We start from the raw sequence: 22,962 nt of genomic DNA, 5'->3' as shown, positions 1-22,962 counted from the left end.
GTCAGCTTATTTTTTACACTGCTAAATCTCGCAAGGCATGGCTGAGAGCACGATCTACCAAAGAATTAGCCAATATAGTGCTGACTGTTCCGGCCCGATATTTGGCTTCCAAATCCGTGTTTGTAATAGAAAATGCCTGATCTCCTTGGCGATTTGCGAAAATAAAGCTACCGCGTTTCGGGCTAATCCACGCTAACTTATAGCGGGTCACTTGCTCTGCATCTTCACTAAAAGCCAGCCACATTCCTCGCTCTAAAGCCGCGACTTCTTTGCTTGCTTCATCTTCTTCTTGCACGTTTTTGTCATGTACAAATCGCTCTAATCGACGGTTACTAGCACGCTGTGCGATATTGACGGCAATTTCCAATTGACGACGAGGCGACAGCTCTAACGGCGCTCGCGCCATCGCCGCATGACGTTCGGCTAACTTAGAAAAAAACAAAACGCGGTCAGGTTCATCCCAACGAATCGCGTTCAACCACGCATTGAGTAAAGTCAGCATTGCAGGTAACTTTGCAATCAACTCTTTACGCTCTTCTGGGCTATTTTTGGGTTTAAGACTCCAGATCAAATCGTCCATCGTCTTTAAGGCATTTTCCAACGCATGTGGTTTTTCTTCTTTAACGCTATGCGCAATAGTCAAAATGCGTATCCACTGCTCTTCTAAGAACACTTCTAAGAAACCCGCTACCTCGCCAGTTTCGACCCGGATTGCCACATCATGTTCGGCAAATTCCCTCGCAATCCGCATCTTTTCTGCGCTTAATGCGGTTTGTACAGGCTGGCTAATCGCCATCTGCGCTTTCGATTCTTCTTCCTTCAAATACGATTCTAAATCTGAGACGACATCAGAAAACAAATCAATATGCTCATCAAACTCAGATTGCACACGCTCGATGACATCGCCAATCACGCCTAGTAATGGGTCTGGATTGCTGGACTCTTGATCCAACACAATGCCTGAACTGCCGAGCATATCAAGCAAGGTACGCGCTGGATGTGATTCTCTAAAAAAGAAATCGCGATCAAATAAAACGACTCGCACAATCGGAATTTGTAATTGCGCAATCATGTTTTTCATATCGCTGCCCAAACTTGGATCAGCAAAAATATAATCAAACATTCGTGCCAGTAATTCGATCGTATTCCGTTCAAGCAAACTGAGCTTTTGTGCCGACGGCGAATGCAGCACTTTGTGCAAACGCGATCTTAACTGCGTCGTATTACTCTCAGTTTCTGCATAGCGAATTTGCATCTCACGCAAATCTTCAAAAAACTGTTGGTCGATACTCGCCTTGTCTGCATGATCTTCTTCCGCATCATGATCTAATTGATTGGTCAAGGTGTCGCTAACCATCGCTAGGCTACTTAAGCCATGATCAGGATCGGTGTACGGTAACTCAATTTGTCCGGAAAATACACGCTTCAACTTATCTTGAAGATAAGGATCCATATTGAACGATTTTTGCACAGGCAAATAAACTGAATTCCCGGTTGAAGCATCCGCCAAGTCGTCACCATCTGGACGAATGCCACGCGCCATCAAGGCTTGGTTGATTTCATCTAAGATGGGGTGCAACTGCAAAAACACCGCTGGCTGCAATAATCGCAAAACTAATAAATGCGAAGCTGGATTCGGATCTAATTCCATCCACGCCTGATGCACCGCTTTTACAAAGATTTCAGGCCGAAACGGATTTTGCGAAACATCAATTGGTATGCGGTTTAATATGCGTCCAATTAAAGTATTAAGCATCACCAAAGGTTCCGCATTCAAGACTTCTAGCGCATGACTTGCATTGCGTAGCAAAATCTTGCCTTCCATTTCCTCATAGGTTTGCGCAGTGTTATCTAAATATTGCTGATCTTTCTTAACACGCTTTCTGGTATTAAAAACACTCACTTCACGACTTAAAGCAGCATTAATCTGGCTAGCAACCAGACGATAAAAGCTGGTGCTATTACGCTTTATGAGTTGATGGGCATCTAGACTGATACGCGCTTCTTCTGGTCGCACGGCTTGATCAGAGAGCTTGAATAATTGTTCTGCCAAACGATTGGACAGTGCCTCTAATTGCGAGGAGACCAAATTCGTAGCCAACGGCACCATGCTTTGTAAAATCAATAAACGAGAAGCGCTCGAAGATTCCAATACTTTGTTCTCGCGCAAGTGCCCAGTCGCGGGCTTGCTTACGCTAGCGGCGTCTTTCGCTGTATTAGCAGCAGTTGGAGAAATTGGCGTGGAATCCATAGCTTACTCAGAATAATGATTCAAAATCGGCAGCAACCATTTTTCACTAAGGCGTATGATAAGCCTCGGTCGCGAATGTGATCAGCACAATCAATGCAACCGCAGCTAACAAAATAAGAAGAAGTCGCCCAAACTTGGGGCTGCCATCGTCCTCAGTAGAATGTTCTTTGGTTTCTGGGGAATTCTCTGATGCCATAAAGATTTGTTGCTTTCCTAAATTAAAATTTAAGGACAAACGGAATACTTGAGTATAAGTTGTTTTCCATTAATTCGACTAGTCGTTCTCACGCTAAGAAAAAGAAAAATAAGTATTCTCGAAGCTTGAACGTAAAAAATTATTCTTTTAATTATTCTTTTCTAGCGCCAAGCGCATTATTTACGACTCAACAAATACATTCCAACAATAACCAAACTGGAACCAATTAACTGCCAAACGGTAATCGCTTCATTCAAAAAAATATAAGCGAATATCAAGGTTGATACGGGTCCTATCATGCCAGCTTGTGATGCCTTTGGCGCACCTATCTTCTGAATGGCAAACATCGTTAGAAATACTGGAAACACAGTACAGGCAATCGCATTTACAACAGATAAAGAAATCACTGGCCAAGGCTGGATCAAATGATTGATCGGTTTCAATAACAAAAACTGCAGAATACATGCCACGCTAGAGACACACATGGCGTATGACACCAAACGTAATGAACCAATTCTCGCCACCATTTCGCCAGACTGAATCAAATACGTGGCATACGCCAACGCTGATCCCAACACTAAACCCGCGCCAAGGACAACCTGATTTCCATTAAAAGAAAGATCATGCATAAAAACCAGCACGATACCAAGATAAGCTATCCCAAGTGACAGATATTCAATGGGACGAATTAAACGTTTGAACCACCACACATGGATCAACAATACAAATGAAGGCGTTAAAAACAAGATCAAACGCTCAAGACCTGCCGAAATATATTGGAGTCCTAAAAAATCTAAAAAACTCGACAAGTAATAGCCAACTAATCCTAAGCCTACTAAGCGCCAACGATCTGCCAAGGCGAGTGGCGCTTGTTGACGGCTTTGCCACCACGCGATTACGCCAAAGACTGGCAAAGAAAAAAGCATGCGGAAAGCAATCACCGTAACAGCGTCAAGCTGATATTGATACAACAATTTGGCGACTATCGCTTTAGCTGAAAATAAAATTGCCCCAGCAATTGCTAAACTAAGGCCTATCAGTTGCTTACGACGATCAAGTTGCGTGGACTGCAAGAAGTACTCCCAATAGTAGACAATCGTCGATGACGCCAAACGAAATTATTCGTCGCCTTCAAAGATAAGATTAAATCGGCAAACGAATATCAAAGCGCGCACCACCAATTTCCGATTTAAGAACCGACACACTGCCGCCGTGCAACAAGACAATCTGCTTCACGATCGACAAGCCCAAACCAAACCCGCCAGTAGCACGATCGCGACTACGATCTAGACGATAAAAAGGTTCAAAAATCTTTTCTACATCACTATCGGGAATACCTGCGCCATCATCTTCTACGGTAATCAAGCATTGATCGCTGTCTTGCCGCACTGAAAAAATAATCTGCTGTTCGGCATACTTGAATGCGTTCTTCAATAAGTTTTGAATTGCGCGAACAATCAGACGTTGATCGACTTGAAGCAGCAAATCGTTCTCCGCTAAAACTGTCTGCAGTTGCAAATGTGCGGGCATTGGCGGTAAATGTTGCAAACATTCTTCGACCAAGACTTTAGCATCCAGTTGTGCCTTACTTAGCTGCCCTTGCGCTTCCAACTTAGCCATATTGAGTAACTCAGATACCAGCATATTCAACTCACCCAAATCTGCTTGCATCGCTTGAATTCTATGCCTACGTCTTTCTTGCTCGGCACTCGTCAGCTTGTCCTCTACATCACTGTCAGCACTATCCTGCAAAATTTCTAGCGCAAACTCTAAACGCGCGATTGGCGTTCTAATTTCATGCGAGACTGAATGTAAAAGATTTTTTTGCGCGCTAATCAGCTGCTCAATCCTGCCCGCCATTAAGTTAATTTGTTGCGCTAAGGGATAAATACTTGCCTTGCTCGAAGTTGTCGCACGTGCAGATAATTCCCCCTCGCCAATCGCAGTTGTGACGCGGGACAAAGCTTGAATATCCCGCCAGTGCGCGCTCGACCAAAAAGCAATCGGAATCAAGAGAACAAAGGCGACAATGATAAAACGAACTATCTCAAGTCGGATATTAAACCAATAATCGATCGGTAAATTTTGTGCATACAAGACATCTTCGTCACTACCGATATAGCGTTCACCATCAAGGTCGACGCGACGAAACAATGCACGATTCGCAGCATCTATGACGATTTTACCGCTTTGCAATTTCTTTACTTGAGCACGATCGACTTTCTCAAGCGCTTGCGCGAGCGGGATCAATTCAAATTGTACTTGTGAAACTTCACGTACCTTATTTAGGCGCGCTAGCCACTCATCCGTCGCTGCCTTATCAATATATTGCTCAATCAAAAAAATTTGCGGCGCTGCCTGACGCTCTGCATTCTTTTCAATTGGATCACCGAATAACCAAGTAATCACGGCGTACACCAGCACCGTGGCTAACGCGATAGAAAGTAACACGGGGATTAAAAAACGCAGAAAGAGGCGATTCACAAGTACCCTCGGTCGCCATGTATGACTATTAGATTATTGCAAAAACACCACATTAAGATTCTCCTCGCCGGCTATTTTATAAGAATGTCTATGCCAAACACGAGATTTTTAAGCGTTTTCGTCGGCTTTGCGCACATTTTGAAACTTTGTACAAATTGACGACAAATTCCGCTTAATTCGAGGAAGACTTGAATTTGAATCAATTTTAAGATGTGAACACTGCATGCAATACTGTTGATAACAGAGCGCATTGACACTAACACACTGACTTAATCCATTTAGACAATTTAGCCAATCGACTAGCCCCAATTCGTGCAAAGGAATTTCGAATGTCAGCTTTTAATTCTCGTCTCAAAGCAATTTCTCTGGCCACCACGCTGAGCATCACATTAAGCGCCTGTGGCGGTGATGGTGGTGTTAAGCAACAAGAACCTGCAAAAATAGCACCACCGATCGCTAGCAGTGAATTTTTGAATTTGGTAAAAGATGCTAGTTGTGCGAACTTTAGAAATCGTCTATTCATCGTAGATCAGAAATATGTCTTGTGGGATAAAGCAGGCAGCTGCGCGGATGCGTCCTACGCACAAAATTTGTATGGCAATAATGTGCAAAGCTTGCTTTGTACTCATGCAGATTCAATCGCTGGGCCACGTACAAGTTGCACAGACACGGCAGCAGAAAGTTTATTCAAAACAATGATTCAAAACCTTGATAAAGCTGACCTCGGCTTGGGATCTGGACATCAAGTACAGAGCTTAAATATCCCTGCACCAGCGAGCAATCTGATTGCGATCAAAGGATTGTCAGCACCGTTTTATCGCGGCAGCAACCCGCAAAATACGGTCATTAAAGACCAAGCTAGTTGGAACACGTTCTGGACACTTGCCAATATTAAACAAGATGCTGGCTTGTTGACACCGGACTTCAATTCAAAAATGGTTTTGGTGAACTTCTTTAAAACGGCGAATAACTGCAGCATTACACGCTTCTTACGACTCAATTCAGACGGCCAAAAACTAAGTGCGCATTACTTCCAAGAAGAAAGAATTGCGATTGCGAGCTGTGATCCCGAAAGCCCGACCGCAAGCACACCTATGCATATGGTCGAGACACCGAAGATAGGCTTACCAGTAGAATTTACCGATGTCAGTAAATCCTTAGTAACGCAAAAAACGATCACAAGTGGATTTTATTCAGGTATCCAAGATGCACGTACCTTAGTCATTAAAGATCAAGCCACTTGGAATAGTATTTGGCAAGCGCACAACAAAGAAAATAATGCATCACAAGCGCAAGTTGATTTCTCGAAGAAAATGCTGATTGCCGTATTTCTTGGCTCACGCGGATCAGGCTGCAACAATATTAGCGATTTACGCGTATGGCGTAACAATGGCAAATTGGCAGCAAGCTACTACGAGACTGAGCCTGCACCTCATAATGTATGCACAGCGGTGATTACAACACCCTATTACATCGCAGAAGTTGATCAAAGTAATGAGTCCGTGGAATTTAACTCAGTGAAGCTTCCGGTGAATTAAACCAATTTATTTCTCTAGGTCGAAGGCATTTCAATCCCACATTTCTATGAATCAAAATTGAAATTCAACCCTGAAATTATTTCTCAATTGTAAAATGCTGAAGGGTACCCATCTTTTTTTGCAATTTTGAGAATTTACAATGAAGAAAATAACCAGCTTTTTGATCGCTGCCTGTGCTTTGAGCCAGGCAGCAAATGCGCAAAGCCCAGCACAGAACCTGATGCCCGATGGGAGTCATGATATGTACTTAGGCTTAGGTGTTTTATCGCGCCCTTTATATGAAGGCGCTGCGAATACAAAACGCGTTGCTGTTCCTGTCTTACAAATGCAATGGAGTAATGGATTATTTGTAGCAGGAATGAGTGCTGGCTTGCACATGTCAAATCAGTATGGTCATGAGTTTGGTCCCATCATTATGCTAGAACCGAGTCGCACACCCGATGGAACATCGAACGCGATTCAATCACCAGCTTATGGTCACTCGAGTGCAGTGGGTCCAGGTTTAGACGAAAAAAGCCTTAGACAAAATAACCGATTGGTGGGCATGGATAATATTCATACCCGCGTGCTGGCAGGCGGCTTCTACAATTTCCATGTCAGCGAGAACTTATGCAACACCAATACCCTGGTGTTTGGCGCAGGTAACAACCGCCAAGGAATCCGCTTAAGTTCTGACCTTCGATATCACTTCAAAGATATTGCACGTCACCACCAATTAATCGTCGGCGTTGGTGTCAACCTTGTCAACAAAGCCTATTCCAATAGCTATTTTGGGGTCACCGAAGTTGAAGCGGGACGCAGCATTAATCCACAGTTTGAGTCCAGCGCAGGAATAAAAAACATTCATGCAGAAGCTTTTTGGAATTGGAATTTAAACGCCTCATGGTTAGTAACCTCCAAACTCAGCTTAAGCCAATTAGTTGGAAACGCCAGTAAAAGTCCATTAGTTGAACGCAAAACGAATGTCTATGTATCAACCGCACTTGCTTATCGTTTCTGAATGAATCAAAGCTCTTTTATCTCAACCACTTATAAGTAAGTTAGCTCACCGTGAAACTCTGTAACGCATTATTCGCCCTAATCACACTGACTATTGCACCGCATGCATTAGCGCAGTCTGCTGGCGAACCAATACGTGCGAAAGACGCTGAATGGATGAGTTACCGCGATGCGTATAAATCAATGCTTTGGTTTGAGAAATATGGAAAAGCAAAAAATCTGATCCAGCTCCAATTACAAATTATTCCAGCAGATAAATCACTTACAATCGATCAACTGAAATTACGGATTTTAGGAAAATCCACCCATCTGGATTTACCTCTTGATGCGCTCGGGCGCACCTCTTTGCCCTTATTAAAGGCAGCCTACGATGACAATGCAGAACTAGTCCTTAATCAAAAAGAAGGACAAGCAGCATTTCGCTTTAGAACGAGTATTAATCTCAGAGCCGATGGGATTTATGAATTGGCCGACCTTCGTGCCGCTTGCGAACAAACACTTGCTTACCAAGCCTATATTGAACCATCTAATTTTCGTGGCAAACGATGTGTTGGCGTGCGCTTCGCCTTTGCGAAGAAAGATACTAACGCGACTGTCGAATTTAAATATTTAACGCAAAGTACAACGTTAGCGCTTAGTGAAAATACTGGTTTATGGCCTGACAGCCCTCCCCACTTTAAAACAAGCAATGTAATTTTTGGCGCCCCCGGAAATGTTGCGAACTACACGCAAGCCAACCTCAAAATAGAAAAAGGGCAGATACATACACGTACCAGCCCTTTAGCAATCATCGCTCTGATAGAATAAACGATCAGAACGCTATTCAAATTTATTCCCAAGCAGAAGGTGAGAACAAATAACCTTCGCCCCACACGGTTTTGATTTTTTCCGAGTTTTGATCATCGAAACGACGGCGTAAGCGTGAAATCAAGTTATCAATACTCCGATCGAGTCCATCGAATTCAATACCACGCATTTTCTTCAAAATATCGTCGCGTGATAAGACTTTCCCAGGTGACTCAACCAGCACCATCAATAGCTTGAATTCTGTATTCGACAAATCGACGACTTGTTGACGCCAATGCACCACTCGGTCACTACGAGAAATACTCAAGGCACCAAACTGTAACCCATCATTATCTACGGCATTGCTAGAGCTTGTTGCACCCTGAATTCGTCTTACCAAAGCACGCAAACGCGCCAATAAAATTCGCGGCTGCACAGGTTTACTGACAAAATCATCGGCACCTTGCTCTAATGCAGAGACTTCGTCGTAGGAATCTTCACGGGCTGTTAAGATCAAGATCGGCGCACGGCTAATTTCGCGAATCTGGCGGCACACCACCATGCCGTCCAAGCCGGGCAACATTAAATCTAATACCACCATATCCGGTGACGTCGCTTGAAAGTGCGCCAATGCCAAATCACCTCGTGGCACTAGGTCAACAGCAAACTCATACGCTTGCAGATATTCGATAATTAAACTGGCGAGGCGCTCATCATCCTCTACTAACATCACACGAAACATAGGTATTCTCCTTTGCTCCATTGTATAAGGACTACATTACAACAGCAATCCTCTGAGCGTAAAGAAAAGCACTAAGACGGAGAAATAGAATCAGCAACTAGCTGTAGCTGAAGGCGATTTACAATCAGACCGCAACGACAAGTTAAGCAAAAGTTAAACCAAGGGTTTTAACTAGGCAACACAACGGCACGCGGTGAAAATTGTACACAGAATTTACTACCGACATTAACGGTCGATTCAATCAACAATTGCGCATCATGACGAATTAATACATGCTTGACGATGGCTAAGCCCAAACCAGTTCCTTGGGTCTCACGCGAACGACTTTTATCGACGCGATAAAATCGTTCGGTTAAGCGCGATATGTGCTCTTGGCTGATACCAATGCCATTGTCCTGAACCACGCACTTCGGCCCTTGTGGTGTGTTCTTCCAAATGATCTTAATTTCGCCGTGTTCTGGTGTATATCGCACCGCATTGGTTACCAAATTACTGATCGCACTGCGAATTTCATCGCTACTACCTTGAATATCTGGTCCATCAAACTCTAAGCTAATTTGATGCTTACCCGCTGACAATGCCTGCGCCTCTTGGCAAATATGGCGCAACATCAAATGCATATCAATGTGTTCTGTGCGTACTTTAAATTCAGTTGATTCTAGCCGGCTTAAGGTCAGCATATCCTCAACCAATCGTTGCATACGCTCGCCCTGCTCTATCATCAACTTCACGTGCGAAGAACGAATCGATACTTCCATATCCGGTTGCATCGCGGCGATTTCTAAAAAGCCATTAATTACCGTAAGTGGGGTACGTAACTCATGTGATGCATTGGCAATGAAATCACGGCGCATCATATCAATACGTTCTGATTCAGTAATATCATGAGTAACCAAAATTTGACGACGATTTTCAAACGGAATCACATGCACGATTAACTTTCGGTCACGTAGTGATAAGGTCAATGGCGTCTCGTAACGACCAAGAATAATATAATCAATAAACTCCGGTGCGCGTACAAGGTTAGTCACGCGCATGCCCTTATCACGCGACAAATCCAAACCCAAATGATGTTCTGCAATTGGATTACACCACTCCAAAAACATCACGTCATCCATGATCACCAAACCATCCGGCAACAAGGTCATCGCTTGTCGAAAACGGGCTAACCATTCAGCTAATTCAGATTGATTTTTTTCGTCGCCACGACGCAATTTGTAGAGCCGCGAAAAGATTTCAGTCCATGCCCCCCAACCATCGGGAAGTCGAGCGCTATTGGGATTATCCAACCAATCAGACAAGTTCAATAAATACTGCAACTGCACCACAATCAACACGATCATGCTAATCAGTGCGAGTGCTAAACCTGTCACCACACCAAAAAAGTACGCAGCTACCGCCGACATTGCCAGAATGATCGTCATACGGACGGCCGCTGAAATCCAAAAAACGAGATGTGGGCGCATTATTGAGTGATTCAAATTAAAGACTGAGAAAGAATATCTCAGTCATGATAAGACAAAACTATCGATTAAAATTTTTTACTTTTCCGACAGCATATAACCAACGCTACGAATTGTTTTAATCAATCCTTCCGCATTCTTTAAAACTTTGCGCAAACGTAGCACATGCACGTCAACGGTACGTTCTTCGATCACAACATGATCGCCCCATACTTTGTCTAATAGCTGGCTGCGAGAAAACACACGTTCTGGGTGAGCCATAAAGAACTTTAACAATTTATATTCTGCGTGACCAATCTCGATTTTCTTGTCGTCTATCTTGACTGTGCAACTAACAGGATCTAAATGCACATTGGCAATCACTAAACTCGTTTGCGCATGCTCTGGACTCTTACGACGCAACATGGCCTTGATGCGCGCAGTTAATTCACGCGGAGAAAATGGCTTGGTGATGTAATCATCTGCGCCATGATCGAGGCCTGAAATCTTGTCCTCTTCCATGCTTTTTGCAGTCAACATAATGACCGGCATTTCATTGAAGTTGCGATCGGAACGAATTCTAGATAACAATCGCAAGCCGCTTTGATCTGGCAGCATCCAATCTAACAAAATTAATTGCGGCGTGCGATGTTGCAAGAATTCCCAAGCTTCTGCGGTATTACCAACAGCAACTGTATTCCAACCTGCCGCACGTAAAGTAAAACTAATCAACTCACTAATCGCAGGTTCGTCCTCTACGATTAAAATCGTGGTTTTATCAACTGACATAGGATTATATTTTTTAGGATTATATTTTTAATTGCTTGCACAGGATAAGTAATAGCGGTGCAATCGATTTCATTCACACCGCTACTTCCCAACTTATACTTGTGGTGTCGCTTTATCTTGTTTGCTAGCGACGTAATCGGAATGGCGAATATCGCGACCTTCAACGATATAAATCGTATGCTCGGCAATATTCTTTGCATGATCGCCAATTCGTTCAATCGCTTTTGCTACCCACAATGCGTCGAGAGCGAAAGAAATCGTGCTCGGGTCTTCCATCATAAACGTAATCAAATTACGCATGATCGAACGAAAGTCACTGTCGATAATTTCATCAAATGCGATTAACTGCACTGCTTTTGCATCATCATGGCGTGCAAATGCGTCCAACGATTGATGCAACATCTGGCCAACGCTATTGGCCAAAACACGTACAGTTTCATATCCACTAAACATCGCGTTGCTACGATTTTTATGCATCATTTCTTGTGCGATACGCGCGATCTTGGTTGATTCGTCACCGATACGCTCTAAGTCGGTAATTACTTTACCAGTCGCCATCACGGTACGTAAATCATTCGCGGCTGGTTGACGTTTAACGATCAAGTGACTACACATATCATCAAGCATGACTTCTAAACGATTCACTTCTTCGTCTGACTTCACAACCGCTGCTGCATGTTCGCTGTTACCGGTGCGATAGCAAGACATCGCATCCTGAAAATGGTTTTCTACTAAACCGCCCATTAACAATACTTGGGAACGGATTGCTTCTAAATCGTGATTGTACTGACTCGATGAATGTTCGCCTGTCATGTTAGCTCCTGAATTCTGATTGATCGTCTACGGTATTTGCAAATGTACTCGCCAAAATTAGCCAAAACGGCCAGTAATATAATCTTGGGTCTCTTTGCGTACGGGATTCATAAAGATATTGTCGGTCTCACCGAACTCGACTAATTCGCCTAAATACATATAGGCGGTGTAATCGGAACAACGCGCAGCTTGCTGCATATTGTGCGTGACGATCGCGATCGTATAATCTTCTTTCAACTCGTTAATCAACTCTTCAATTTTTACTGTAGAAATTGGGTCCAGTGCCGAGGTCGGTTCATCTAACAGCAAGACTTCTGGCTTCACCGCAACACCGCGCGCAATGCATAAACGTTGCTGTTGACCACCAGACAAGCTTAATCCACTGCTACTCAATTTATCTTTAACTTCGTTCCACAAAGCCGCCTTTTTCAACGACCATTCAACACGTTCATCCATCTCACCTTTAGAGAGGTTCTCGTATAAACGAACACCGAAGGCGATATTGTCATACACCGACATCGGGAACGGAGTTGGCTTTTGAAACACCATACCCACTTTTGCACGCAACATATTGATGTCTTGACCTGGCAACAAAATATTCTGGCCGTTGTAAATAATTTCACCAACAGCTTTTTGACCTGGATACAGGTCATACATACGGTTAAAAGTACGTAACAAAGTCGACTTGCCGCAACCAGAAGGACCGATGAAAGCAGTCACTTTCTTGTCATAGACCTTCAAATTCACGTCATGCAAACTGCGGTTATTCCCATAATAGAAATTCAAATTCTTCGTTTCGATGCAAGCTTTTTGCTCTACTACTGGTTTTGTATTTGGAATCATGATGTTCAGCTCTAAATTATTTATGCACTTTTTGTGCGAATACAGTACGTGACAGAATATTCAATGCCAATACGCTAAAGGTCACTAATAAGGCACCGGTCCAAGCCAGACCACGCCAATTGTCATAAGGACTCATTGCGAATTGATAAATAACCACCGGCAAATTCGCCATCGGTTTATTCATGTCGATATTAATAAATTGGTTGTTCAACGCAGTGAAAAGCAAAGGAGCAGTCTCACCCGAGATGCGTGCAATTGCCAACAAGACACCGGTCAAAATACCTGCCTTAACCGCTTTCACACGAATAAACAAAGCGACTTTCCAACGCGGAGCACCCAGCGCAAATGCAGCTTCTCGTAAGCTTGTGGGAACTAGCGCCAACATATTATCGGTAGTACGCACAACAACAGGAATCGCAATCAGAGAAATCGCTAACGTACCGGCCCAACCGGAGAAGTGTTTAATGTGTGCCACGTAAATCGCGTACACAAATAGACCAATCACCACTGATGGTGCAGACAACATAATGTCTGTCACAAAGCGCGTCAAATCACTAAACCAATTTTTCTCACCATATTCTGCCAAATAAATCCCTGCCAATATGCCGATTGGTGTACTGATCAAAGTCGCGAAACCAACCATCATTAAACTACCTAATAATGCATTGGCTAAACCACCGCCTTCTTCACCTGGAGCTGGCGTCGCAGTGGTAATGGCTTCCCAGCTTAATGAGCCCAAACCTTTGCTGACCAAAGTTAACAAAATCCACATTAAGAAAAATACGCCTAAAGCCATCGCAGCAGTAGAAAAGAAAATACCAATCTTATGCTTGCGCAAACGCGACTTATATACAGAATTCACAGCAGCTTGGGTCATTTCACACCTTCTTTTCTTTTCATACCTAACAGCAGCAATTTTGCCGAAGCCAAGACCACGAATGTAATTACAAATAAGATTAAGCCCAGCAAGAATAAGGAAGCGACGTGCAATTCAGATTCTGCTTCGGCAAATTCATTTGCGAGACTAGAAGCGATACTATTTCCACCTGCAAATAAAGACCAATGTAATTTATGCGCGTTACCGATCACAAAGGTAATTGCCATGGTCTCACCGAGTGCGCGCCCTAACCCCAACATTACACCACCAATCACACCGGCTTTGGTGTATGGCAACACAACTTTACGCACCACTTCCCAGCGTGTACAACCTAAGCCGTAGGCAGATTCTTTCAATACAGGTGGCACAATTTCAAACACGTCGCGCATTACGGATGCAATAAACGGGATAATCATAATGCCCAGAATGATGCCGGCTGTTAGTACGCCAATCCCAATCATCGAACCTGAGAATAAAACGCCAACGACAGGCAACTTACCTAAAGTGCTTGCCAAAAATGGCTGTCCATAAGTGCTGAAAAATGGGGCGAATACGAATAAACCCCACATGCCGTAAATAATACTAGGCACACCTGCCAACAATTCAACCGCGGTACCGAGTGGACGTTTTAGCCAAACTGGGCAGATCTCTGTTAAAAATAAAGCGATACCAAAACTAATTGGAAACGCGATCAACAAGGCAATACCTGAAGTCACCAAGGTACCAACAATCGCAATCATGCCGCCATATTGATCATTGATTGGATCCCACTCAACGGTGGTGATAAAGGCAAATCCAAATTCTTTCATTGCCGGTAAAGCGCCATAAAATAGCGATACGACGATACCGACTAAAACGAGTAAGACCATTAGCGCAAAGCTAAAGGTCAATTTATGAAACAGAAAATCCTGCAATTTCTGTTTCCGCATAGTTGAGCTATGCATCATGGTTTGTGTGGTTTGAGTACTTGTCATCACTTGACTATCTTCCTGTATTTCATCCCGAATCGATGCAGATGAAGAGTTCAAAGCTGGAGTAGATATTTTTACTTTTTATGTGCAAACATCCCAACGTGTGGTCGGGATGTTTGTGTCTTACTTACTTCACAATAATCAAATCAATCTAACGATTTAAAAGATTTAGAAGATTAATACAGCGCTTTACCAGATGCATCTTTCAAGTTCGCTTTCCAGCTAGCTTGGATCAATTTCACGACATCTGCTGGCAATGGAACGTATTCCAATTCAGTCGCCATGGCTGAGCCGTTTGCAAAAGCCCAGTCGAAGAATTTCACAACTTCTTGTGTATTCGCTGCATTCGCAGGTACTTTATGCAACAAGATGAAAGTTGCGCCACTGATAGGCCAAGTTGCTTTGCCTGGTTGGTTTGTCAAAATCACGCCCATACCTGGTGTTTTTGCCCAATCTGCACCAGAAGCAGCTGCTTTAAAGTTAGCGTCATCTGGTTGTACAAATTGACCATCCAAGTTTTTCACTTGTGTGTGCGTCATTTTGTTGCGTTTCACGTAAGCATATTCAACGTAACCAATAGAACCTTTGATACGTTGTACATTTGCAGCAACACCTTCGTTACCTTTGCCGCCTAAGCCAACTGGCCATTTAACCGCAGTACCAGAGCTCACAGTAGATTTGAATTCTGGGCTTACTTTAGACAAATAATCTGTCCAGATAAATGTTGTACCAGAACCGTCAGAACGATGTACTACAGTGATATCTTCCGCTGGCAATTTCACACCTGGATTGATCGCCGCGATTTCAGCTGCATTCCACTTAGTAACTGTACCCATGTAAATCTTCGCCAATACCTCACCAGTCATTTTCAATTGACCTGGCGTAATCCCTTCCAAATTCACTACAGGCACAACACCACCGATCACTGCTGGGAACTGCATCATGCCGTCAGTGTTCAAATCTTCGATTTTCAATGGCATATCAGTTGCACCAAAATCAACTGTTTTTGCTTTAATTTGTTTAATACCACCACCAGAACCGATGGATTGGTAATTGATAGTATTTCCCGTTGCTTTTTTGTAAGCATCAGCCCATTTTGCGTAGATTGGATAGGGGAAAGTCGCGCCTGCACCAGTGACTTCAGCAGCATGCACAGACGAAAAAGCCAACGCAGCACCAGCTGCCATGACCAAAGACTTAACAATACGATTAAATTGCATATTGACCTCGTGTAATTGGGAAAACGATTCTTCAAGCTTAATAAAAATCTTTATAAAACCTGTATGTGACTTCATGAATTAAGCAATTTGCTTGTGCACTGAAATAACATGGATCGAACTGTACTAGCCCAATATGACAAGAATATGACAGACTTTAATGATCTATGAAATATTTGAATTGGGGAAATATTTCTGTCACAAACTTGTCATAATTAATAATTACAATCTTTGCAGAACTTGGCTATTTTGCTTGCCAAGCAGCGTGTTTATTTAGTTCAAAATCGTTTAAAACGAAAAATCGCAATGATCAATCCGGATGTCATAAACAATGTCATTGACACGACAGAAGCAATAGAGGTTAATGCAAATTCCTCTTCTTCAGCAGGCGCTAACATGAGCCACAAAGCGACAAACGATAGCGAATCGGCATTAATGACAAGCCTAGGCTTGCCACGGTCAGCAATCTATTTAGATAGAGAACGATCACAAATTGCGTTTAACTGGCGCGTGTTGGCACAAGCAGAAGACAAAAGTATCCCTTTATTAGAGCGCTTGAAATATTTATGTATTGTTGGCAGTAATCTAGACGAGTTCTTTGAAGTGCGCGTAGCTAGTTTATTAGCGCAAAATACCATCGATGGGCAACTAGCCCAACACGCCGCTTTCACTAGCATGATGGAACGTATCGATAAAGAGTGTCACGCGTTAGAGACACGTCAATACGAAGTATTAAACCAAGACATCTTGCCAGCCTTATCGCGCAAAGGCATACATTTATTACGTCACACCGAACGAACCGAAGCTCAACGTGCTTGGGTGAAATCCTATTTCGATCGCGAAGTACGTCCCTTATTAACACCGATAGGTTTAGATCCAGCACACCCCTTTCCCCAAGTTGTTAATAAAAGTCTCAACTTTATTGTCTCGCTGGCGGGTAAAGATGCGTTTGGACGCGGCACTGCGATCGCGATTGTGAAAGCACCACGCGTTTTACCGCGTGTCATCAAGATTCCCGACGAGCTAACTGAGAAAGGGCAAGCTTTCTGTCTATTGTCCTCAGTCATCCATGCGCACATTGGTGATTTATTTAATGATCGAGAAGTTCTCGCTTACTCGCAATTTCGCGTCACACGTGACAGTGATTTATGGGTGGATGAAGATGAAGTGAAAAATCTACGTCAAGCTTTGCAAGGAGAATTGCAAGGTCGTCAATTTGGCATGGCAGTTCGCCTAGAAGTTGCCAAAAATTGCCCTGAATCTTTGTCACAATTTTTACTAGAACAATTTTCTCTGAGTAAAGACCGTCTCTATGCGGTCGATGGCCCAGTCAATATGGTGCGATTATCTGAGTTAATCGACCATGTGAATCAAGCAAACCTGCGCTTCCCAGCCTTTTCAGCCAAATCGGACTCCAAGCTTGCACAAAAAAATATTTTTGATGTTTTAAACAAACAAGATATTTTATTGCATCACCCATTTCAGCCGTTCCAAACGGTAATTGATTTCATACGAACGGCATCGCTTGACCCGAATGTCTTAGCGATCAAGCAAACTATTTATCGCACCGGCATGAATTCCGATCTAATGGAATCACTGATCACCGCAGCACGCATGGGCAAGGAAGTCACGGTGGTAGTCGAATTAATGGCGCGTTTTGATGAAGAGGCAAATATTAATTGGGCAGATCGCTTGCAAAGAGCTGGCGCTCAAGTTGTGTATGGTGTGGTCGGTTTAAAGACGCATGCCAAACTAGCCTTAGTGATTCGCCGTGAAGAAGGTGGAGGCTTGCGTCATTATGCGCATTTAGGGACTGGCAATTATCACCCTTCCACCACCCGTTTTTACACAGATTTTGGTCTACTCACGGCTCACCCCAAAAAAGCAGCTGAAGTCAACGAAGTGTTTATTCACTTAACAGGTTTAACCAAGCCGAAAAAACTAGAACATCTGTGGCTCGCACCTTTCTTCTTACAACCCAAAATCATCAAGGCAATTCGGAATGAAGCACGTATCGCACGTGAAGGTCGCCCCGGTCGCATCATCGCAAAAATGAATGCCTTGGTCGATGAATCGGTGATCCGTGCTTTATATGCCGCATCAGCAGATGGCGTCAAAATCGACCTGATCGTTCGCGGTGCCTGCACCTTACGCCCTAGTGTTCCTGGATTGTCTGAAAACATTACGGTGCGTTCTATCATTGGACGCTTCTTAGAACATTCACGTATCTATTATTTCCGGAATGATTTGCAGCACGATGTTTATCTGGCTAGTGCAGATTGGATGAGCCGTAATTTATTCCGTCGTATTGAAGTTGCGTTTCCGGTCTTAGAAAAGAGCCTGAAGAAACGCATTATCTCCGAAGGTTTAGATCCCTACTTAAAAGATAACCAAAATGCTTGGGTGCTTGACTCTGACGGTAGTTATGAACGCAAAAAAGTTCGTGGCAAACAGAAGCCATTTAGCGCACAACAATATTTGATGCAGACTTTAGGTTCGCCTGAATCAGAAGATAACTAAATCATATTGAGGAAAAAGTCGATGGATCTGATTCTCTGGCGCCATGCGGAAGCCGAACCCGGAAATGAAGAACTAGCCGATGCGCTACGCCGCCTGACGCCTAAAGGTCACAAACAAGCGCAAAAAATGGCGTATTGGTTAGACAGCGTGTTGCCGGATAATTGTCGGATTCTGGTCAGCCCGGCAATTCGCGCCCGCGAAACCATGATGCCACTTGCCAAGTTAAATCGAAAATTCAAGATTGCCACAGAGATTAGTCCTGAAGCGAGTGCCGACGATTTACTCAAAGCAGCTAATTGGCCAGACGCGCGCGAAACCGTGATGTTAGTTGGGCACCAACCCAGTCTAGGTGATGTAGCAGCGCGCTTAATTACGCCCAAACAAAATGAGTGTGCTGTACGCAAAGCAAACGTCTGGTGGATTACACAAAAGGAACGCGATGGTGAAGGCTTGCGTACCTATTTAAAAGCAATTATGTCGCCTGATTTGGTCATCAAATAAGATCAAAACCGCCCTTGCTCTACTTGATCACTTATTTATCGATAGCGGTCATTGATATCAAAACCTATCGCTAACAGTCACATCAACGGATTCGACCTAGCTGACTTGAAGCTACACAATTCAGCCAATTCTAGTGAAGCCGCAATAACTTAAGCAGGCACGGCAATTTGCTGTGCCTCAACAGCCTGTGCATGTGGTACCACATCGTGCCAAGTAATCAGCCGTAATTCGCCATCCGCTTCCTCAATCAAGGCCGACAAGCTTTCTACCCAATCACCATCGTTACAGTAAATGATACCGTCGATATCTCGGATTTCTGGTTTGTGAATGTGCCCACAGATCACACCGTCTAAACCGCGCTTACGAGCCTCGTCGGCTAAGGCATCTTCAAACTTGGTAATATAACTCACCGCGTTCTTGACCTTCAGCTTGAGGTACTGCGATAAGGACCAATAAGGCAGCCCGGCGCGTGCGCGCCATTGATTAAAGACTTGATTAATTTTCAGAATCACGGTGTACATACTATCGCCTAAATAGGCCAACCACTTTGCACAAGCAATGACGCCATCAAATCTATCTCCATGCAAGACCAACATGCGCTTACCGTTTGCGGTGGTATGAACCAATTCATCGCGCACTTGAATGCCACCGAAATCAAGTTCAATAAATTGACGGGCGGCTTCATCGTGATTTCCTGGAACGAAAATCACATTGGTCCCCTTCTTCGCTTTCTTCAGCACGGTTTGCACGATGTTGTTATGGGTTTGATCCCAATACCAGCGTCGCTTCAATTGCCAACCGTCGATGATATCGCCGACCAAATACAAAGTTTCTGATTCGGTCGATTTTAAAAATTCTAGCAAGCGTTTAGCTTGGCAGCCGGACGTACCAAGATGCAGATCAGATATCCAGATAGTTCGAAAATGTTTGATGTCTTTCTTCGGCGTTTTAGATGGCTTTAAAAGCTTTTGCATTTTCTTATCGAGAAACTGATCTGCTGGCATCATTTGGCAATATCCTCGGTTCCGTAGTGTTTAGCGTAACGATTATCTAAATTCGCGATTGGTAGCATCACAAATAAATCCGCACTATGAAAATCTGGGTCCCAAGCAGGCTCGCCACCTATCCATGCACCAGCGCGCAAATAGCCTTTTAAAAGTGGAGGAATACGCGCCTCATAGCCCTCATCCATATTTTCAAGAGGAAATGGCAAATGTGGTGTAACACGATATTCAAGGGGAGCAAATTCTTGATCTTTGAAATTGCGGTAGATCGCTGCAGCATTGTGTCCGCCGTCGGCCAAGCTAATGCTGGCGCAACCAATCAGGAATTCACAACGCTCACGACGCATATATGCAGCCAAACCAGCCCACAACAACATAATCACGGCACCGCTACGATAATCCGGATGTATGCATGCACGACCAGCCTCGGCGATGCTGCCACGTATGTTTTGCAAGCGCGACAAATCAAACTCACCTTCGGAATAGTAACGTCCAATCTGACGTGCCGCATTTGGACTCAAAATCCGATAGGTACCGACCACTTTCAAGGATTTGGTATCACGTACAATTAAGTGATCGCAGTATTCGTCAAATTCATCTTTATCTAAACAATCATCATTTGCCAAAGCAGTCAGTCCCATTGCTTCGATAAAGACTTTGTAGCGCAGACGCTGCACTTCTTTCACTTCTTTTTTGGTACTCGCAAGACTGAGACTTAATTTGGAAAAACTAGGATTAGCATCCCCGGGTATCGTCAACACTCGCATGCGCTGGTCTCCTTTATTCAAATCAGCATTTAGGCTGCAGAATAAAGAGCGAATACTTCAAGACTGTGACAGTTGCATGTCCGTTTTATGACAATGTAAAACTACAACAAATAATGAGTGTGGCGTCGTAGCGATAGTCATCTGGACGGCAATCCATGAAAACCCCCAACAAATAAAAGAAATATTGCATAATCACAATTATTCTAAAATCAAGGAGGCAAAATGAGCATCGCACTAACCGTTTTTGTAAAAGCGCTCATTGTGGTACCCGTCACGCTGCTACCGATTCTCAATCCAATCGCCGTTGCGCCAATTTTTCTATCGATGACTGGACCTATGGATCAAGTGATGGCAAATCGACTTGCCAAGCGAATCGCAATTAATTGTTTCTTTCTATTGATGGGAGCCGTTTTTATTGGATCTTACGTGCTCGACTTCTTTGGTATCTCATTACCGATTGTGCGCGTCGCCGGTGGTATCGTAGTCGGCATGGCAGGTTGGAAATTACTGAACGATCAAGGACAGGATAAATTGCGCAATTCAGTCGCGGCATCTGCCGGTAATTGGACCAAGGAAGAACTACGTCGCCATAGTTTTTACCCGTTTAGCTTCCCTTTGACGGTTGGACCTGGTGCGATTGCTGCGTCAATTACTTTAGGTGCGCAATTACCAAACAAACCGGTCGATTGGCTGATCACAGGTTTGGCTGCGACGATAGGCGTGTTTTTGACCACAATTGCGATTTTCTTGTCATATCGCTTTGCTCGCAATTTAGAAAGTTTCTTGGGTGATGTTGGCGCAACTGTATTGATGCGTTTGTCCGCATTTATCTTGCTGTGTATTGGTATTGAAATTGGCTGGTCTGGCTTCTCTGAATTATTAGAAGATCTGAAAATGCGCCGATAATAAAATACAAGTTAGCAACTCTAATGAAAACTCCGGACCACGCTCTGCTTAACATGCTGGCCTATCGCCTAGGAGCCATTTCCATCGGTCATCTAGCATTGCAACATCATATGTCGTGGGAAGAGGCTCCATCTATGGAGGTTTTCTTCAACGGCCAACAAGTGATTGAAGGTAAAGCTACCGGTTTCACCAATGCGGCGATCGAGTCTGCAATTATTCACTGTCGCGCGGTCCTTGAGTTCCTTGGCATCAAGGCCTCAAAAACGTCGCCAACCGAAGTAATGGAGCGCTCAGCTCGCACGAATGCCGACGATCTGGGCGTCGAGCAGTTCGCGAGCCTTTCGATGCTCACTAAGGCCAAAGCTCTTGCAGCGTATCCAGGAGAAGAGTCCGAAGCAGAAGCAGCATTAGCGCTTATCTTTTACTCTGCCAACAAGGGGTTGGCTCACACCACCGGATCTTTCAAGCTACACGGTGGTGAGGCTCGGCTGCTCGAGATCGCCTTTCGTGGCGTGCCTACGTTGCTGGTAAATGGCTTCTATGTTCCGCTCGGAATCGCTCCACCAAGCTATGAGCTTACATCTCGCCCAAGACTAGCCTAACTGGGCGGTCTATCGGACGAAAACACAGGCCACGACTTCGGTATTCTCTTGGTCGGCACTGGCGCCCTACGCAACTGCAATGTTCCGGCGCATCTTACGCCAGTAGTTAGCAATTCTATTGTGAGTTAGAACTGCTCTAGCGTATTTTGAATCAAAAAAATGACTTGTTGATGAATGTGATTTATCACACAAATCAACAAGCCATTTTCTTATTTAGCCTGCCGCACTATCCTAGTTTATTTTTTAAGCCTGAATTTATGCGTGCATTGCTTAATGCAGCTAAGCGCTTTCCGCTTCATTCGCATTAGCATCTTGTAACATCAAAGCATGCTCAACTTGGGTTGATTCATCGCCAACTCGACTTTTCCAAGCTTTCATAAAATAAATTCGCTCAAGTTCCGTCGGCGCTTGATGCCACAGCACCATCAAGGTTCCTTTGTGATCATGCAGCTTAGCGAGTTTGATAATGCAGTCATGATTCCCATCTGCATCGGCTAAAGCGATCGCATATCCATACACACGATTCAAACGTTCTATCCGATCTGGTTCGGTTTCACTATGCGTGGCTGAGATTTTTGCGTGATCTAGAAACATAGACTTCTCCTAACATCCTTAGAATATGAAGAACTTCATTCTAGCCCATCCCCTCACTAATCGGGACAATTTGGCGTGAATTTGATCGCAGAGACTTGATAATCACTATAGTCATACAAC

The 22,962-nt window shown here is 43.9% G+C and carries 22 protein-coding genes; 7 read left to right on the top strand and 15 right to left on the bottom strand.

The window, feature by feature from the left end; genetic code table 11:
• Positions 1–13: 13 nt before the first annotated feature.
• The 4 genes from IE103_RS14425 to IE103_RS14410 all read right to left on the bottom strand — a co-directional run bounded on the left by IE103_RS14425 (position 14) and on the right by IE103_RS14410 (position 4,931).
• A complete protein-coding gene (locus IE103_RS14425) occupies positions 14–2,251 on the bottom strand; it encodes a DUF1631 family protein (protein ID WP_189346838.1) in 2,238 nt (745 codons plus the stop codon).
• Positions 2,252–2,297: 46 nt separating this feature from the next.
• Positions 2,298–2,447 (bottom strand): hypothetical protein, encoded by a 150-nt coding sequence (locus IE103_RS14420; RefSeq protein WP_189346837.1) that lies wholly within the window; start codon positions 2,445–2,447, stop codon positions 2,298–2,300.
• A gap of 176 nt (positions 2,448–2,623) precedes the next feature.
• Positions 2,624–3,520 carry a DMT family transporter gene (locus IE103_RS14415; RefSeq protein WP_189346836.1) on the bottom strand — a complete coding sequence of 299 codons (897 nt, stop codon included), beginning with the start codon at positions 3,518–3,520 and terminating at the stop codon, positions 2,624–2,626.
• A gap of 70 nt (positions 3,521–3,590) precedes the next feature.
• Positions 3,591–4,931, bottom strand: a complete 1,341-nt coding sequence (locus IE103_RS14410; RefSeq protein ID WP_189346835.1) for an ATP-binding protein — start codon at positions 4,929–4,931, stop codon at positions 3,591–3,593.
• Positions 4,932–5,260: 329 nt separating this feature from the next.
• Here IE103_RS14410 and IE103_RS14405 point away from each other — a divergent pair, with 329 nt between their 5' ends.
• The 3 genes from IE103_RS14405 to IE103_RS14395 all read left to right on the top strand — a co-directional run bounded on the left by IE103_RS14405 (position 5,261) and on the right by IE103_RS14395 (position 8,275).
• Positions 5,261–6,469, top strand: coding sequence for a hypothetical protein (locus tag IE103_RS14405; RefSeq protein ID WP_189346834.1), 1,209 nt, complete (start codon positions 5,261–5,263; stop codon positions 6,467–6,469).
• Between the two features lie 139 nt (positions 6,470–6,608).
• Positions 6,609–7,469 carry a MipA/OmpV family protein gene (locus tag IE103_RS14400; protein WP_189346833.1) on the top strand — a complete coding sequence of 287 codons (861 nt, stop codon included), beginning with the start codon at positions 6,609–6,611 and terminating at the stop codon, positions 7,467–7,469.
• A 50-nt stretch (positions 7,470–7,519) separates the two neighbouring features.
• Positions 7,520–8,275, top strand: coding sequence for a hypothetical protein (locus IE103_RS14395; protein ID WP_189346832.1), 756 nt, complete (start codon positions 7,520–7,522; stop codon positions 8,273–8,275).
• Positions 8,276–8,297: 22 nt separating this feature from the next.
• Here the strand turns inward: IE103_RS14395 and IE103_RS14390 are convergent, their stop codons facing one another.
• The 8 genes from IE103_RS14390 to pstS form a co-directional block, all read right to left on the bottom strand.
• A complete protein-coding gene (locus IE103_RS14390) occupies positions 8,298–8,996 on the bottom strand; it encodes a response regulator (RefSeq protein WP_308426999.1) in 699 nt (232 codons plus the stop codon).
• A 167-nt stretch (positions 8,997–9,163) separates the two neighbouring features.
• The gene (gene phoR / locus IE103_RS14385) at positions 9,164–10,462 is read right to left on the bottom strand and encodes a phosphate regulon sensor histidine kinase PhoR (protein WP_189346831.1); all 1,299 of its coding nucleotides are present in this window, start codon (positions 10,460–10,462) and stop codon (positions 9,164–9,166) included.
• Positions 10,463–10,537: 75 nt separating this feature from the next.
• Positions 10,538–11,227 (bottom strand): phosphate regulon transcriptional regulator PhoB, encoded by a 690-nt coding sequence (gene phoB / locus IE103_RS14380; protein ID WP_186890802.1) that lies wholly within the window; start codon positions 11,225–11,227, stop codon positions 10,538–10,540.
• Positions 11,228–11,320: 93 nt separating this feature from the next.
• A complete protein-coding gene (gene phoU / locus IE103_RS14375; protein ID WP_189346830.1) occupies positions 11,321–12,040 on the bottom strand; it encodes a phosphate signaling complex protein PhoU in 720 nt (239 codons plus the stop codon).
• A gap of 57 nt (positions 12,041–12,097) precedes the next feature.
• On the bottom strand, positions 12,098–12,883 hold the full coding sequence (pstB, locus tag IE103_RS14370) for a phosphate ABC transporter ATP-binding protein PstB (RefSeq protein WP_189346829.1): 786 nt from the start codon (positions 12,881–12,883) through the stop codon (positions 12,098–12,100).
• Between the two features lie 16 nt (positions 12,884–12,899).
• Positions 12,900–13,760: a phosphate ABC transporter permease PstA gene (pstA, locus tag IE103_RS14365; RefSeq protein ID WP_189346828.1), complete on the bottom strand. Its 861-nt coding sequence runs from the start codon at positions 13,758–13,760 to the stop codon at positions 12,900–12,902.
• Positions 13,757–14,734: a phosphate ABC transporter permease subunit PstC gene (pstC, locus tag IE103_RS14360; protein WP_189346827.1), complete on the bottom strand. Its 978-nt coding sequence runs from the start codon at positions 14,732–14,734 to the stop codon at positions 13,757–13,759. The genes pstA and pstC overlap by 4 nt, the downstream gene beginning before the upstream one ends.
• A 173-nt stretch (positions 14,735–14,907) precedes the next feature.
• Positions 14,908–15,951 (bottom strand): phosphate ABC transporter substrate-binding protein PstS, encoded by a 1,044-nt coding sequence (pstS, locus tag IE103_RS14355; RefSeq protein WP_189346826.1) that lies wholly within the window; start codon positions 15,949–15,951, stop codon positions 14,908–14,910.
• 432 nt (positions 15,952–16,383) lie between these two features.
• Here pstS and ppk1 point away from each other — a divergent pair, with 432 nt between their 5' ends.
• Entirely contained in the window at positions 16,384–18,468 is a 2,085-nt protein-coding gene (ppk1, locus tag IE103_RS14350) for a polyphosphate kinase 1 (protein ID WP_229827316.1), read from the top strand.
• 21 nt (positions 18,469–18,489) lie between these two features.
• Positions 18,490–18,969 (top strand): phosphohistidine phosphatase SixA, encoded by a 480-nt coding sequence (gene sixA / locus IE103_RS14345; RefSeq protein ID WP_189346824.1) that lies wholly within the window; start codon positions 18,490–18,492, stop codon positions 18,967–18,969.
• A 149-nt stretch (positions 18,970–19,118) separates the two neighbouring features.
• Here sixA and IE103_RS14340 read toward each other — a convergent pair whose 3' ends face one another.
• Together IE103_RS14340 and IE103_RS14335 are read right to left on the bottom strand one after the other, a co-directional pair.
• The gene (locus IE103_RS14340; protein WP_189346823.1) at positions 19,119–19,976 is read right to left on the bottom strand and encodes a UDP-2,3-diacylglucosamine diphosphatase; all 858 of its coding nucleotides are present in this window, start codon (positions 19,974–19,976) and stop codon (positions 19,119–19,121) included.
• Positions 19,973–20,740, bottom strand: a complete 768-nt coding sequence (locus IE103_RS14335) for a GNAT family N-acetyltransferase (RefSeq protein WP_189346822.1) — start codon at positions 20,738–20,740, stop codon at positions 19,973–19,975. Before IE103_RS14335 ends, IE103_RS14340 begins: the two co-directional genes overlap by 4 nt.
• A 222-nt stretch (positions 20,741–20,962) precedes the next feature.
• On the opposite strand from IE103_RS14335, the gene IE103_RS14330 reads away from it, so the two are divergent.
• Both IE103_RS14330 and IE103_RS14325 read left to right on the top strand, forming a co-directional pair.
• The gene (locus IE103_RS14330; protein ID WP_189346821.1) at positions 20,963–21,646 is read left to right on the top strand and encodes a MarC family protein; all 684 of its coding nucleotides are present in this window, start codon (positions 20,963–20,965) and stop codon (positions 21,644–21,646) included.
• Between the two features lie 23 nt (positions 21,647–21,669).
• Positions 21,670–22,248 (top strand): hypothetical protein, encoded by a 579-nt coding sequence (locus IE103_RS14325; protein WP_189346820.1) that lies wholly within the window; start codon positions 21,670–21,672, stop codon positions 22,246–22,248.
• A 279-nt stretch (positions 22,249–22,527) separates the two neighbouring features.
• On the opposite strand, the gene IE103_RS14320 is transcribed toward IE103_RS14325, so the two are convergent.
• Positions 22,528–22,842 (bottom strand): hypothetical protein, encoded by a 315-nt coding sequence (locus IE103_RS14320; RefSeq protein WP_189346819.1) that lies wholly within the window; start codon positions 22,840–22,842, stop codon positions 22,528–22,530.
• Positions 22,843–22,962 lie beyond the last annotated feature (120 nt).

Source organism: Affinundibacterium macrobrachii (genome assembly GCF_014652415.1).
Taxonomy (GTDB): Bacteria; Pseudomonadota; Gammaproteobacteria; order Burkholderiales; family Burkholderiaceae_D; genus Undibacterium; species Undibacterium macrobrachii.
Note: the sequence above shows the minus strand (reverse complement) of the source record. Positions and strands in the feature narration are given on the sequence as shown.